The sequence below is a fragment of the Haloterrigena salina JCM 13891 genome (genome assembly GCF_000337495.1).
Classification (GTDB): Archaea; Halobacteriota; Halobacteria; order Halobacteriales; family Natrialbaceae; genus Haloterrigena; species Haloterrigena salina.
Window position 1 is genome coordinate 1 of the sequence record NZ_AOIS01000026.1, and the last position, 13,534, is coordinate 13,534.

Annotated in this window: 14 protein-coding genes; 10 read left to right on the forward strand and 4 right to left on the reverse strand. The window is 68.1% G+C overall.

Going from position 1 to position 13,534, the window contains the following annotated elements; genetic code table 11:
- From C477_RS06330 to C477_RS06340, 3 genes are all read left to right on the forward strand, one after another.
- A partial coding sequence (locus C477_RS06330; protein ID WP_008893624.1) for an amino acid kinase family protein occupies positions 1-332 on the forward strand: 332 nt, incomplete at its 5' end.
- On the forward strand, positions 329-1,987 hold the full coding sequence (gene lysS, locus C477_RS06335; RefSeq protein WP_008893625.1) for a lysine--tRNA ligase: 1,659 nt from the start codon (positions 329-331) through the stop codon (positions 1,985-1,987). The genes C477_RS06330 and lysS, both read left to right, overlap by 4 nt.
- A 91-nt stretch (positions 1,988-2,078) precedes the next feature.
- Complete coding sequence (locus C477_RS06340; RefSeq protein ID WP_008893626.1) at positions 2,079-3,902, forward strand: site-2 protease family protein; 1,824 nt, start codon at positions 2,079-2,081, stop codon at positions 3,900-3,902.
- Positions 3,903-3,995: 93 nt separating this feature from the next.
- Here the strand turns inward: C477_RS06340 and C477_RS06345 are convergent, their stop codons facing one another.
- Positions 3,996-4,571, reverse strand: coding sequence for a PadR family transcriptional regulator (locus C477_RS06345; RefSeq protein WP_008893627.1), 576 nt, complete (start codon positions 4,569-4,571; stop codon positions 3,996-3,998).
- 209 nt (positions 4,572-4,780) lie between these two features.
- Between C477_RS06345 and C477_RS06350 the strand changes: the two genes are divergently transcribed.
- The gene (locus C477_RS06350; protein ID WP_008893628.1) at positions 4,781-6,313 is read left to right on the forward strand and encodes a heme-binding protein; all 1,533 of its coding nucleotides are present in this window, start codon (positions 4,781-4,783) and stop codon (positions 6,311-6,313) included.
- 76 nt (positions 6,314-6,389) lie between these two features.
- On the opposite strand, the gene C477_RS24000 is transcribed toward C477_RS06350, so the two are convergent.
- Complete coding sequence (locus C477_RS24000) at positions 6,390-6,563, reverse strand: hypothetical protein (protein WP_008893629.1); 174 nt, start codon at positions 6,561-6,563, stop codon at positions 6,390-6,392.
- 98 nt (positions 6,564-6,661) lie between these two features.
- On the opposite strand from C477_RS24000, the gene C477_RS06355 reads away from it, so the two are divergent.
- Positions 6,662-7,117: a hypothetical protein gene (locus C477_RS06355; protein ID WP_008893630.1), complete on the forward strand. Its 456-nt coding sequence runs from the start codon at positions 6,662-6,664 to the stop codon at positions 7,115-7,117.
- A 71-nt stretch (positions 7,118-7,188) separates the two neighbouring features.
- On the opposite strand, the gene C477_RS06360 is transcribed toward C477_RS06355, so the two are convergent.
- A complete protein-coding gene (locus C477_RS06360) occupies positions 7,189-7,572 on the reverse strand; it encodes a DUF5611 family protein (protein WP_008893631.1) in 384 nt (127 codons plus the stop codon).
- A gap of 128 nt (positions 7,573-7,700) precedes the next feature.
- Positions 7,701-8,705 carry a DUF7093 family protein gene (locus C477_RS06365; protein ID WP_049914346.1) on the reverse strand — a complete coding sequence of 335 codons (1,005 nt, stop codon included), beginning with the start codon at positions 8,703-8,705 and terminating at the stop codon, positions 7,701-7,703.
- A 156-nt stretch (positions 8,706-8,861) separates the two neighbouring features.
- Between C477_RS06365 and C477_RS06370 the strand changes: the two genes are divergently transcribed.
- The 5 genes from C477_RS06370 to C477_RS06390 all read left to right on the forward strand — a co-directional run bounded on the left by C477_RS06370 (position 8,862) and on the right by C477_RS06390 (position 13,534).
- A complete protein-coding gene (locus C477_RS06370) occupies positions 8,862-9,161 on the forward strand; it encodes a DUF6432 family protein (protein WP_008893633.1) in 300 nt (99 codons plus the stop codon).
- 39 nt (positions 9,162-9,200) lie between these two features.
- The gene (ygfZ, locus tag C477_RS06375) at positions 9,201-10,319 is read left to right on the forward strand and encodes a CAF17-like 4Fe-4S cluster assembly/insertion protein YgfZ (protein ID WP_008893634.1); all 1,119 of its coding nucleotides are present in this window, start codon (positions 9,201-9,203) and stop codon (positions 10,317-10,319) included.
- A 77-nt stretch (positions 10,320-10,396) separates the two neighbouring features.
- Positions 10,397-11,584, forward strand: a complete 1,188-nt coding sequence (locus C477_RS06380) for an MFS transporter (RefSeq protein ID WP_008893635.1) — start codon at positions 10,397-10,399, stop codon at positions 11,582-11,584.
- A gap of 83 nt (positions 11,585-11,667) precedes the next feature.
- Positions 11,668-12,087 carry a hypothetical protein gene (locus C477_RS06385; RefSeq protein WP_008893636.1) on the forward strand — a complete coding sequence of 140 codons (420 nt, stop codon included), beginning with the start codon at positions 11,668-11,670 and terminating at the stop codon, positions 12,085-12,087.
- A gap of 97 nt (positions 12,088-12,184) precedes the next feature.
- On the forward strand, positions 12,185-13,534 hold the full coding sequence (locus tag C477_RS06390) for a TIGR00341 family protein (RefSeq protein ID WP_008893637.1): 1,350 nt from the start codon (positions 12,185-12,187) through the stop codon (positions 13,532-13,534).

A 13,534-nucleotide genomic window follows, 5' to 3' on the forward strand; every position in this document is an offset into this window, starting at 1 on the left:
ACGCCGATCTGCTCGTCTACGCGACCAGCGTCCCCGGCGTCTACAGCGCCGATCCCAACGAGGACGACGACGCGACCAAGTACGACTCGCTCTCCGCGGCGGAGTTGGTCGACGCCATCGCCGGCCTCGAGATGAACGCCGGCGCCTCGGCGCCCGTCGACCTGCTGGCGGCGAAGATCATCGAGCGCTCGGGGATGCGAACGATCGTCTTAGACGGTACCGATCCCGACCGGATCGCCCGCGCCGTTCGCTACGGCGACCACGACGGGACCGACGTCATCCCCGAGGGAGCGGGCGAGGAACCGACCTACTGGGCCGCTGACGAGCAATGAGCGACGAGAGTCCCTACACGCTGCAACGCGACCTCGAGGAAGACGAGCGCCACGCGTTCTGGGCGGACATCGTCGCGGATCGAGTAGAGTCGCGCGACCCGGACGAGCCGATCGTCGTCAAGGGCGGCATCTCGCCCTCGGGCGTTCCGCACCTCGGGAACGTCAACGAGATCATGCGGGGCTACTACGTCGCCGAAGTGCTCCGCGAGCGGGGCCACGAGGTCCGGCAGGTGTTCACCGCCGACGATCGCGACCCGCTCCGCAAGCTGCCGCGTACCCTCTGTGACCTCGAGGGGAACCTCGTCGATCTCGGCGAGGTCGACGCGGGCGCGCTCGGGCGCAACCTCGGCGCCCCCTACACGGACATTCCGGACCCCTTCGGCTGCTGTGACTCCTACGGCGACCACTTCTCGACGATCATCCAGGACAGCGCCGACGCCGTCGACGTGCCGATCGATCTGGTGTCGAACACGGAGATGTACGAGAACGGCGACCTCGAGGAGGTTACGCGCTTCGTCCTCGAGCACCGGGACCGCGCACGCGAGGTGCTCTCGGCGTACCAGGACAAGGTCGACGAGGACTACGTCCCGTTCAACCCGATCTGTGAGGAGTGCGGGAAGATCACGGAGACGGTCACCAGCGTCGATCTGGAGGGCGAGACGCCGACCGTCGAGTACGAGTGTACCGACATGGACGCCGGCGACCAGACGATCGACGGCTGTGGCCACGAGGGCACCGCCACGCTGCGGGAGGGCAAGATGCCCTGGCGCTTCGAGTGGCCCGCCCAGTGGCAGGTGCTCGGCGTCGACTTCGAGCCCTTCGGCAAGGACCACGCCGAGGGCTCCTGGCCCAGCGGCCAGGACGTCGCGCGAAACGTCTTCGAGATCGAGCCGCCGGTCCCGATGGTCTACGAGTGGTTCACCCTCGAGGGCCAGCCGTTTTCCTCTTCGGAGGGGAACGTCATCCTCGTCTCGGACGTCCTCGAGCTGCTCGAGCCCGAGGTGCTGCGGTACTTCTTCGCCAAGGATCCCTCCAAGGCCCGGGACTTCAGCATCGAACGGCTCGACCAGCTGGTCGACGAGTTCGACCGGCTCGAGGCGATTTACTTCGACGAGATCGAGGCCGACGAGGACGAGGCGGCATTCGCGGAGCGGGTCTACCCGCTCGTCGTCGAGGAACCCCGCGAAGAGCGGATTCGACTTCCGTACACGTTCGCCGCCGTCCTCGGAATGTTCGACGACCCCGATCTGCGCGAAGACGTCGCTCGCAAGGAGGGCCACATCCCCGACGACGCGCCCGAGTGGGCCGTCGAGGACGCTCTCGCGCGGGTCGAGAAGGCCCGCAACTGGGCCCGACGGACCGCAAACGAGTTCGACTACGAACTCAAGCGCACCGAGATCCCCGATCACGACTTCGACGCCGCGACCGAAGACGCCCTCGCGGAACTCGCCGACTTCATCGAGGCGGGCCACGAACCCGACGAGATTCAGGGCGAGATCTACGAGACCGCCAAGCGCCACGACGTCGACGTCGGCGACTTCTTCGGCGCCGGTTACCGCCTGTTCTTCGACGAGGACCAGGGGCCGAAACTCGGCCCGTTCCTCGCGAAGGTCGACCGCGAGTTCGTCGTCGCCCGGTTGCGCCGGGAACGCTGACCGCGCGGTCCGGGTTCTCGTCCTCGAGTCTCCCGTTCTGCCGACAGGACAGACAAAAGCCCTTTGAGAACGCCTCCCGGAGATAGGAGCGATGGACTACGGTTTCCCTGCTGTCGTTTCGGTCCCCGAACTCGCCGGGTCGGAGACCCTGACCTGGGTCGTCGCCGGCCTGCTCGTCTACTGGTTCGGGATCATCGCGCTCCGCCGAGCGGAGCTGTTGCCGTCGTACGTCGGAACACAGGGGCCGATTCTGACCTTCCACACCAAGCGCGGGCGGCGGTTTCTCGACCGCCTCGCGCGGCCCAAACGGTTCTGGCGCGCCTGGTCGAACCTCGGCGTCGGCATCGCCATCGTCGTGATGGCGGCGATGTTCGTCGTGCTCGCGCTCGGGGCGATTTCGGCGCTGACGTCGCCGCAGCCGGCCAGCAGCATCAACCAGCCCCGAAACGTCATCCCGTTCCCCGGGGTCAACGACTTCCTCCCGGTGTCGGCAACGCCCGGGATCGTCACCGGACTGCTGGTCGGGCTGGTCGTCCACGAGGGCGGTCACGGCCTGCTCTGTCGCGTCGAGGACATCGAGATCGAGTCGATGGGCGTGGCCATGCTCGCGTTCATCCCGATGGGCGCGTTCGTCGAACCCGATCAGGAAGGCAGCAAAGAGGCCTCTCGAGGCGGTCAGACGCGGATGTTCGCCGCGGGCGTCACCAACAACTTCGCGGTGACGATCCTCGTCTTCGGCCTGCTCTTCGGCCCGATCGCGGGATCGATCGCCGTCGCTCCGGGCGCCGCCGTCGGCGGCGTCGCTCCCGGCTCGCCGGCCGACGAAGCCGACGTTCAGCCCCACGACCGCATCACCGCCATCGGGGGCGAGCCCGTCGAGACCAACGACGAGCTCGCCGATCGCCTGGACGCCGCCGAGGGCGAGCAGGTCGAACTCGAACTCAACGGCGAGCGGACGGTGACGGTCGATCGCGCGCTGCTGGTGACCGCCGCGATCGAGAACGGGCCAGGGGGTCTGGAGATCGGCGATCGGATCCTCCGGGTCGGCGACCAGTCGGTCGCGACCGAACGCGAGTTCTTCGACGCCGTCGGCGACGATGAGCGTGTCTCCGTGACGATCGAACGAGACGGAGAGGAACTCGAGCGCGAACTGCCGATCGGTGCCGCCGTCGACGTCACCGACGACGGACCGCTCCAGGAGGCGACGGGTTCGATCGACGAGTCGCTGATCGTCACCCGGTTCGACGGCGAGCGGACCCACACCTACGACGACCTCACCTCGCTGGTCAACGAACGCGAGGTCGGCAGCGAGGTCACCGTCGAGGGGTATCTCGACGGTGAGCGCGTCGAGTACGAGGTCACGCTCGGCGAGCACCCGCGCAACGACGGGAGCTACCTCGGCGTCGTCGGCCACACCGGGGCGTCCGGCTTCGAACTCAGCGATATCGGCGTCCAGCTCTACCCCGCAGAGGACTACCTGGCGATTCTCGGCGGCGGGGACGGCTCCGGCAACGCCCTGATGAACTCGTTTATCGGGAAAATCGTCCTCGCAGTGATGCTTCCAGTCAGCGCCGTGGCCGGCCTCCTTCCCTTTAACTTCGCCGGCTTCACCGGCGGCGTCCAGAACTTCTACGAGGTGCAAGGGGCGCTGGCGGCGCTCGGCGACGGGACGGTCTTCTTCCTCGCGAACATCCTGTTCTGGACCGGCTGGATCAACGTCCAGCTCGGCTTCTTCAACTGCATTCCGGCGTTCCCGCTGGACGGCGGCCACATCCTCCGGACGAGCACCGAGGCGATCGTCTCGCGGCTCCCCTTCGAGACCACCCGCGGACACGTCCGCACCGTCACGACGGCCGTCGGGTTGACGATGCTCGGGAGCTTCGTGCTCATGCTGTCCGTTCCGTTGCTCCAGTAGGCCGGTCGGACGCTCGCGCCGCCGCTCTCCGGACTGTTTCTGAATTTCCGATCGGCACATTGCTACCCTCGGTATCGCGCTCGTCGCCGACGGTCACTCAGTCTCGGCGTCCGAGGCGTCGCTGGCGTCGGTCGGCGTCTCCTCGTCCGAATCCGTCGTGATACCGTGGCGCTCGTAGAACTCCTCGGGCGTCGCCTCGATGCGCTCGAACGCGGCGTCGAAGTAGCGTTCGTGGTGGCGGGCGAGCTGTTCGACGATCCACGCGCTGCAGGCCTCGTCGAAGCGCCACTCGCCGTCCCGGTCGGGGATTTCGAACCGCTCGTCCGTCGAGAACGCCGCGTAGACGTGGAAGAAGCCCAGGATGACATCGGCGAAGTCGCGGGCCTTCTCGGCGCAGCTCTCCCGCCGATCCGCGAGCTCCGCGGCGCCCGCTTCGGTGAGCTCGAAGTACTTCCGATCGGGTTCGTCCTCGCGGTCGATCCGCTCGGCCCACCCCTTCTCCTCGAACTTGTAGAGGATGGGGTAGACCGAGCCGTAGGACGGTTCCCAGTGGCCGCCGCTGATCTCGCGGATCTCCTTCAATATCTCGTAGCCGTAGCGGGGCTTTTCCTCGAGTAGCTCGAGAACGAGATAGGCGATGAGTCCCTTCGGCGGCCCACTTTTCCGCATGTGCGCCGTGAATTACACGGGCAGACGGAAAGGCGTTCTGTCGCCGAGGGAAGCGGCGCAGTCGATCGAAATCCGTCGCCGAAGCCGTCGATCCTTGCGTCGGAAACCGAACGCGTTCGGCGTCCAGGCTCGGGTTCGCGCCGGTCGGCTACCCCGCCCGTCGAACCGAAACCCCGTCCTTCTTAGCCTCGCCGTCCCAATCGTCGCCCATGGAACGACGGCAGCCGCCACAGACCGAAGAGGGCTGGTACGTCCTGCACGATTTCCGGTCGATCGATTGGGACGCCTGGCGAGACGCCCCCGAACGCCGGCGCTCGCAAGCGATCGAGGAGGGAGTCGAGTATCTCTCCGCCGCCGAATCGGTCGCGGACGCCGAGGAAGGCGAGTCGGCGACGTTCGCGGTGCTCGGCCACAAGGCCGACCTCCTCGTGCTCCACCTCCGCCCGACGCTGGCCGACCTCGACGCGTTAGAGCGCCGGTTCGAAGGGACGGCACTGGCGGAGTTCACCGAGCGCGCCGACTCCTACCTCTCCGTGACGGAGGTCTCGGGCTACATGTCCCAGGATTACTTCGACGAGGACGCGGAGGTCGAGGACACCGGCATGGCGCGCTACATCGAAACCCGGCTCAAACCCGAGATTCCAGACAGCGAGTTCCTGAGCTTCTATCCGATGGACAAGCGCCGCGGGTCGGAGGACAACTGGTACGATCTGCCCTTCGACGAGCGCGCCGAGCACCTCTCCTCGCACGGCGACATCGGGAAAGACTACGCCGGCCGGGTCACCCAGATCATCTCCGGCAGCATCGGCCTCGACGACTTCGAGTGGGGCGTCACCCTGTTCGGCGACGATCCGACCGACGTGAAGGAACTCCTCTACGAGATGCGCTTCGACCCCTCGAGCTCCCGCTTCGCCGAGTTCGGCCGGTTCCTCTCTGCCCGCCGGTTCCCGCCGGAAGATCTCGGCGCGTTCCTCGCGGGCGAGCGGATCCCCCGGGAGGGCGAGGAGTCCCGCGGCGAGCATCCGCACGCCAGCAGTGAGAGCGGCGGTCATCACCACGGCGATTCCGGCGGTCACCACGGCGACTCGAGTTCCAGCGGCCGCGGCGACCACGGTAGTTCCGGCGGTCCGCACGGCGACGACGACGAGGACCTCCGCAGCGAACTCGAGGACATGGGCGTCTACGCCGGCCAGCCCCACGGCGAGGACGTCCACGCGGTCGTGCTCTACTCCGCGGCCGACGCCGAGGAGCTGTTCGAGGAGGTCGACGGCCTCCGGGGGAACTTCGATCACTACGACACGCACGTGAAGACGGCCGTCTACGAACCGGAAGTGGGCGGTGACGACGGCGAAACCGCAGTCGTCAGCCTCTGGGAGACCGAACGGGCCGCGAGCACCGCGGCGGGATTCCTCGCCGATCTGCCCGATGTCGTCCGCCAGGCCGGCGACGACGAGGGCGACTCCTGGGGCACGATGGGGATGTTCTACTCCGTCAAGCCCGAGCACCGCGGGGACTTCGTCGGCACCTTCGAGGAGGCCGGCGAACTGCTCGCGGAGATGGACGGCCACCGCAAGACGGACCTGCTGGTCAACCGCGAGGACGAAAACGACATGTTCATCGCCAGCCGCTGGGATTCCCGCGAGGACGCCATGCAGTTCTTCCGCAGCGACGCCTTCTCGGAGGCCGTCGAGTTCGGCCGCGACGTCCTGACCGACCGGCCGCGCCACGTCTTCCTGGCCTGAGTCCGGTCGCACCCGACGCGCTCCGTTTCTGCACCACCTGCGTTTCGCCCTTGAGGCGCGACTCGAGAACTCGAGACTACTGTTCGCCGTCGTAGAAGAAGTAGCCGGCCAGTCCCGCGATACCCAGCGCGAGCGTCAGGTACGGCCAGTAGCCGGCGTCGCGGTCGGTCAGCGCGGCGTGGCCGGCGACGAAGATCGCGAACCCGACGTGGGCGACGAGCGTCGCCGTCAGGAACGAGACGAAATCCATTATCCGGAGATTTGACGGGCCGATAATAGCCGTTTCGGAGCGCCGTCTCCCACTGCCGGCGAAAGCTACTCGAGGGTCCTCCGACTACCCCCTGAGTAGTGAACCGACGCGCGTTGCTCGCCGCGGTGCCGTCGATCGCGCTCGCGGGGTGCGCCACCCGCCTCGGGATCGCCGATCGCATCGAGATCACGCGGAAGTTCGTTCGGCTCCACCCGTGGGACGACGACGAGCCGTTCGACGCGGTCGTGCGACGCTACGATCCCGACGAAGGGGTCGCCTACGACGACGACCCCCACGAGGCGCTCGCCGACGAGGTCGATCCCGACGAGCCGCTGGTCGTCTCCGACTCGGTAGCCGATCGACTCGCCGCCGAGTACGAGATCGTCGAGTATCGGATCTACGCCTGCGCCCTGGACGGCGACGACTGCCGGGAGACGACGCTCGTGCGCGAGGACTTCAACGCGGTCGAGGCCGGCGACGTCGTCGATATCGTCAGCCGCAGCTCCGGCGCCGGGCTGGTCAACATTCACGAGCGACGCGAGGAGCGCGACTAGCCGTCGCTCTCGGCTCTCGTCCGAGACGGCGGCTCTCCCTCGAGCGGTGTTCTACTGCCGCTGTGAAGCCGTTAGAAGTCGTGATCCGGATCGTCTTCGACGGCCCGTTTCATCGAGTCGCGGCGGGCCTTGGCGTCCCGTGCGGTCGCCTCGAGCAGGAAGTCGTTTTTGATGTCGACGGCGTCGGCGGCGGCCTCGAGCTCTTCGGGGCCGAGTTCGGTCGGATCGCGCTCGTAGAACTCGACGGCGAGCTTGTCCTTCTTGCCGGAGTACTCGACGGTTCCGACGACGATCTTCTCGAAGACGGGGTTGTCGGGCTCGCCGATGACGTAGAGGTCGCTCCCCTTGTACTCCTCGGTCCCCGTGATGGGACCGAAGTACTCCTCGACCGTCGACTCCATATCGGGGATTCGCTCCTCGAGATACTCACCGCGTCGCATCTTGTACTCCTTCATGGATTGGAGATACACGGCGGAGTGTTTACCTCTTTTCATAGCCGACGTTACGACCAGCCAACACGCGCCTCGAGAACAGTGACGGGCGCGCGGTCCCCGCGTCGCGGCCGCGGGTTCGAGCGGACCTGTCAGCGGCGTTCCCGTTCGCCGAGGTATCCCTTTCGGCAGTCGGGACAGATGTCGCCGGCGCGCAGCGATCCCCGGTTGCCGTCCGAGACGAAGTTGCACCGCGGACAGTAGAACTCGGTCGGGACGTTCTCGCGCGGCCCGTCGCTCTGGCTGGGCGTCGGCGCCGACCCCGCTCGTTCGATTCCGCTGCCCGAGGCGGCGCCGTCCTCGGCCGACTCGTCGCCCGTCGCCGGGCCCGCGTCGGTCGATCCCTGCGTTTCGGGTGCGTTCGGCGGCTCCGCGGTCACGGATCTGGCGTCGGCCGCCGCGGTCGACTCGCCTCGCCCGCCGGAGACGGTCCCGGTGTCGTCCTCGAGGACGACCGCGTCGTCGGTCACCGGCTCGTCGGGTTCGACCGGGTCGTCGAGTTCAGCGTCGATCGGGGCGTCGTCATCGCGGTCGCCGTCCTCGTCGGAGTCGGGCCACCCGGAGGGCTCGTTCTCGCTGCCGACGGGCGGACCGACGTCGTCGGAGTCGGGCCACTCACCGTGGTCGCGCTCGCGGTCGGCAGAGCGGGGAGCATCGTCATCGTCGTCGAGGATCTCCCCGTCGTCGGTCACGGGGTCGCCGTTCTCGTCGGTCGGCACGTCGAAGTCGTCGGTCGACTCGTCCGCGGCGGCCGCCGGTTCGTTCGCTTCGGCGTCGATGAAGTCGTCGTCACCGTCGTCGCTGAAGGCGACCTCGGTGCCGACCTCGTCGGCCGCGCCGGTCGGTGGTTCGACAGCCTCGTCGCTGTCGGGTATCGCTGTTTCGGGTTCGGGCTCGGGGGGGAGCGAATCGGCAGCCGTCGCGGCGGAGAGGCTCGTGACCTCCGTGTTCTCGCTGAGGACGTTTCGGTCGCCACAGCGGGCACACTCTTCGAACTCCTGGACGGTTACGACGACCTCGCTGCCCCGTTCTTCGCGCTCGCGTTCGACTTCGGGGTCACCGTAGTCGTGTCCGAGCAACGAACATCGAAGGGCCATTGTCTCACCGTACCCAGTCATCACATAAAAAACGTGCTGCCTCCGGGAACCCGATCGTGACGGCGACGCAACCGATCGGTTCGGGGACGATCTCGATCCGCCCGGCGACCGAGCAACGACAAACGTCAAATCCCCCGTCGTTGAATACGCCGACGAATGAGAGCAAAGCGGGAGTACCGGGACCGAACGGGGACGCAGGTGGCGGTACTCGACGCGCTCGTCGATCGGGCCGACGAGGGGATGAGTGTCTTCGAACTCCGGGCGGCGGTCGAAGTCGATATCGACGAACTCGAGACGGCGCTCTCGACGCTCAAGCAGGACGGGCTGATCGTCGTCGAATCCGGCGGCAGCGAGACCGTCATCAAGCCCGACGAGCAGGTGATCCCCGAGGCGCCGACCGACGAGAACGACGACCAGACGATCGGCGAGTGGCTTCGCGATCGATTCCCCTTTTGAATCGAAACGCCTGAGAGGCGCAGGCACCTGTACACCCGTATGACCGTTATCGAGGCGATTCATTCGGAGCACGGGGCCGCGTTCGGCGAGCGCGACGGCCGGACGATCGTCGAACACTTCGGCCGCCCGGAACGGACCCACCGGGCGGTCCGCAACGGCGTCGGCCTGATCGAGATGGCCTACGGCGTCGTCGTGGTCGAGGGCGACGATCGACTCGAGTACGTCGATAACGTCGTCTCGAACCACGTGCCGGCCGAGGACGGCCACGGCTGTTACGCGCTCGTCCTCGATCCGCAGGGCGGGATCGAGATCGAACTGTACGTTTACAACGCAGGCGAGCGACTGCTCCTCTTCACGCCGCCCTCCGAGGCCGAACCGCTGGTCGAGGACTGGTCCGAGAAGGTCTTCATCCAGGACGTCGACATCCGCCTCGCGACCGACGACTACGCTGTCTTCGGGATCCATGGCCCGACGGCCACCGAGAAGGTCGCCAGCGTTCTCAACGGCGCCGCCTCGCCCGACGAGCGCTACTCGTTCGTCCGCGGGACGATGGGCGACGAGGGCGTGACCGTCATCCGCACTGACGCGCTGACCGGCGAGGAGAGCTACGAAGTGATCTGTGCGGCCGACGCCGCCGAAGACGTCTACGACATTCTCGAGACGCAGGGGCTCAACGCCGCCCCCTTCGGCTACCGCACCTTCGAGAGCCTCGCGCTCGAGGCCGGCTCCCCCCTCTTCGAGACCGAACTCGAGGGGACGCTCCCGAACGTGCTCGGCCTGCGCAACGCCTTGGACTGGGAGAAGGGCTGTTACGTCGGCCAGGAGGTCGTCTCCCGCGTCGAGAACCGCGGCCAGCCGAGCCGGAAACTGGTCGGACTGACCCTCGAGGGCGCCGCGGCCGGCGACGAGGACGACTCGCCGGCGGTCCCCGACGCCGAGGCGGCCGTCTTCGACGGCGACGCCACCGTCGGCGAGGTGACCCGCGCCGGCGAGAGCCCGCTGCTCGAGGCGGTCATCGCGCTCGCCGTCGTCGACTACGGCCTCGAGAGCGACGCGCTGACGGTCCGGGTCGACGGCGAGGAGGTCCCCGCGACGGTGACCGAGCTACCGTTCGTCGACGGTTCCGACCGATCGGATCGGCTGCCCGCGTACCAGTAACCCGATCGCTGTGCCAGGCCGCCCCGAGCCCGGTTCGAAACAGAACGTTTTCGCCGGCCGGTGGGATACGATGCGCCGTGACGAACGACGAGACGGAGCGGCCCGATAGCCGACGGAGTTGGCTCGTGGCGGTCGCCGGCGCGATCGGCATGGTGTTCACGTTCGGCACACCGTTTTCCTACGGGATCCTGCGGCAGCCGTTCAGCGAGGCCTTTGCCGTCTCGCCGGTCGCGCTCTCGACGGTCTTCTCGATCATGCTGTTTACCTTCTTCATCGGCGCCGGCGCGGTCGGCGTCTTCGCCGCGCGACTGCCGGCCCGCCCGCTGTTACTCGCCTGTGCGGCCGTCACCGCTGCGATCGCGCCCGCGCTGTTCCTCACGGGGTCGTACCTCGGGCTGAGCCTCGTGTTCGCGCTGCTCGGCCTCGCGCTCGGGACGGTGTACGTCCTGCTCGCGTCGATAATCCCGCGCTGGTTCGACGAGCGACGGGGCGCCGCGACGGGGCTGATCTTCGTCGGCAACGGGCTGGGGCTGGCCCTCCTGCCGCCGATCTGGCAGGCCGTTATCGCGCGCTTGGGGGTCCGTCAGGGGTTCGCCGCCGTCATGGCGGCGACCGCGGTCGCGTTCCTCCTCGCGGGGATCGCGTGCCGACGCCCGCCGTGGACGGACGGTGCGACGGACTCGAGCGGCGACGTCCTCGAGTGGATCAGACGGCTGGCCAGGACGCGGACGTTCCAACTGCTGTTTGTCGGCATCGCGCTCGCGTTCTCGTGGTACCAGCTGCTCGCCGCGTTCGCGGTCGATCTCTTCGCCGCCCGCGGGCTGACGGCCGCCGGGGCCTCGACGGCGTTCGGACTCGTCGGCGGCGTCAGCATCATCTCGCGGATCGGTGGCGGGTACCTCGCCGACAGGGCCGGGGCCAGACGGGCGTTTCTCGCCTCGCTCGTCTCTGCGGCCGCCGGCGTCCTGTTGCTGTTCGCCCCGCAGTTCCCGGTGCTCGCCGTCGGCGTCTTCCTGCTCGGAATCGGGCTCGGCGGGACGGCGACGCTGTACATCCCGCTGCTGATGGGGATCTACGGCGCCGACAGGGGGACCGCCATCGTCGGCACGTTCAACGTCGCCATCGGGACCAGCGCGCTGGCGATGCCGCCGCTCGGGACCGCGAGCGTCGCGTACACCGACGGCTACGCCCTCGCCGTCGCCCTCACGTTCGTCGTCACCGTCGCCTCCTTCTGGGCGATCTCGGTCGGCACGCGTCGTTCCTGATCCCCGTCCGGACGTCGGCCGGTCCCGTTCCGGCCGGAACTGGCCAGCCCCACCATCAAGGCTGGCGGGACTGTCGCTCCCGTATGGGCTCGAGTAGCGACACCCCCATCGACGCCGCCACCGACTTCGAGGAACTGGCCGCGCGCCTGCGCACCCAGTCGGACAACGCGCCCGGCTCCGACACCGAGCGCGTGACCATCCGCTCGCTCGAGGGCGTCACGTCCGACGCGCTGTCCGAGTTACTCGAGGCGGAGGAGAGCGAGGGGACTGCGCCGGGCGAACTGGTCTTCGTCCTCTCGCGGGCCAACGCCGAACTGCTCGTCGAGCGCGAGTTCGACGTCGACGACGTCGACGAACTCGAGGACGCCCTGGGGCGGACGGTTCAGATCGAAGACGAGATGCCCGACGACACGATCCTCCTGTTGGATCCAGACGCGGTCGACGGCGAGGAGATCCGCGATCCGGACGCCATCGCCTGCGGGATCGTCGGCACCGACGACTGACGCGGTTCGGCGGACGCGCTGCCGTCGCGACGTCGACACTTCGGAACCCGTCTACTGCCGCCCATGGTACTTTCTACGACTTCGCTGTGACCTCGGTATGCGCTACCTGGAGGTGACAGTGCCCGAGGGGAAACGAGGGACCGTCCTCGAGATCCTCGAGGACGAGGGGATCGACTACGTCGTCAGCGACGAGACCAGCGGTCGGGGGTACGCCGCCGTCGTCCGGTTTCCGGTTCCGACGCGGGCCGTCGAACCGCTGCTCGACCGGCTCAAGCGGGCGGGGATCGGCGACGACGCCAGCGTCGTCGTGATCAACGCGGAGACGGTCCTCTCCGAGCAGTTCTCGACGCTCCGGGACCGGTACAGCCGGGGCGGCCAGCTGGGCGCGCGCACCTCGAGGCAGGTGTTGCGCACGAAGGCCGACGAACTGACGCCCCCGTTTTCGATCTACGCCGTCATGCTGCTGATCAGCGCCGTCGTCGCCACCGCCGGGCTGCTGGCCGACTCGCCGGCGGTCGTGATCGGCGCCATGGTCATCGCGCCCCTGCTCGGGCCGGCCCTCGCCGCCAACGTCGGCATCGTCACCGGCGACGGCCGCCTCAAGTCGACCGGTTTCAGGTACCAGGCCATCGGCGTGGCGACGGTCGTCGTCGCCTCGATCGCTCTCGCCGCGCTCGCCCGTCTGGCCGGCCTCGAGCCCGCGGGGGTCGACATCGTCGTCGCCACCGAACTCGAGGAGCGGGTCGCGCCCAACCTGTTCTCGCTCGCGGTCGCGCTGGGCGCCGGGATCGCCGGCATCCTGAGTCTCACGCGGGGGTTCTCAGAGGCCATCGTCGGTGTCATGATCGCCGCGGCGCTCATTCCGCCGTCGGCCGCGGTCGGGATCACGGTCGCCTGGGGGATGTACGGCGCGGCGCTCGGTGCCGCCATCCTCGTGATCGTCAACCTCCTGTCGATCAACCTCGCCGCGCTGGGCACCCTGTGGGTCGCCGGCTACCGCCCGCAGGGCCTGTTCGAGGTCTCGTCCACCCGGACGCCGACCTACACCTACGCGGCGATCTTCGGCGTCGGCCTGCTGGTGCTCGCGGCGCCGCTGGCCGGTGTCACCCTGCTGGAGTTCCACACGACCGAACTCGAGTCGGCGGCTGAGGACGAGGTCGAGGCGGTGCTCGCCGAACCGCAGTACGACCACCTCGAGTCGGACGACGTCGCGGTCGAACTCGACGGCGACTACCCGATTCAGTCGGTCGAGCGGGTCGTCGTCACTGTCACCACTCGAAATCCGCAACCGGAGTCGGGGCTGGCGGACCGGCTCTACGAGGAGATCGAACCCCACAGCGACGACTCCCTGATCGTCGAGGTGCAGTACGTCGTCGCCGAGGAGCGCGGCGAGAACGACGAGGCCGACGCTCAGCGGGTGACGATTCGGACCGCCGACGGGACGTAA

Excerpts from the sequence above, each read along its gene's own strand:
- lysS (WP_008893625.1), top strand. The coding sequence starts at position 329 with ATGAGCGACGAGAGTCCCTACACGCTGCAACGCGACCTCGAGGAAGAC.
- C477_RS06340 (WP_008893626.1), top strand. The coding sequence starts at position 2,079 with ATGGACTACGGTTTCCCTGCTGTCGTTTCGGTCCCCGAACTCGCCGGG.
- C477_RS06345 (WP_008893627.1), bottom strand. The coding sequence starts at position 4,571 with ATGCGGAAAAGTGGGCCGCCGAAGGGACTCATCGCCTATCTCGTTCTC.
- C477_RS06350 (WP_008893628.1), top strand. The coding sequence starts at position 4,781 with ATGGAACGACGGCAGCCGCCACAGACCGAAGAGGGCTGGTACGTCCTG.
- C477_RS24000 (WP_008893629.1), bottom strand. The coding sequence starts at position 6,563 with ATGGATTTCGTCTCGTTCCTGACGGCGACGCTCGTCGCCCACGTCGGG.
- C477_RS06360 (WP_008893631.1), bottom strand. The coding sequence starts at position 7,572 with ATGAAGGAGTACAAGATGCGACGCGGTGAGTATCTCGAGGAGCGAATC.
- C477_RS06365 (WP_049914346.1), bottom strand. The coding sequence starts at position 8,705 with ATGGCCCTTCGATGTTCGTTGCTCGGACACGACTACGGTGACCCCGAA.
- C477_RS06370 (WP_008893633.1), top strand. The coding sequence starts at position 8,862 with ATGAGAGCAAAGCGGGAGTACCGGGACCGAACGGGGACGCAGGTGGCG.
- ygfZ (WP_008893634.1), top strand. The coding sequence starts at position 9,201 with ATGACCGTTATCGAGGCGATTCATTCGGAGCACGGGGCCGCGTTCGGC.
- C477_RS06385 (WP_008893636.1), top strand. The coding sequence starts at position 11,668 with ATGGGCTCGAGTAGCGACACCCCCATCGACGCCGCCACCGACTTCGAG.
- C477_RS06390 (WP_008893637.1), top strand. The coding sequence starts at position 12,185 with ATGCGCTACCTGGAGGTGACAGTGCCCGAGGGGAAACGAGGGACCGTC.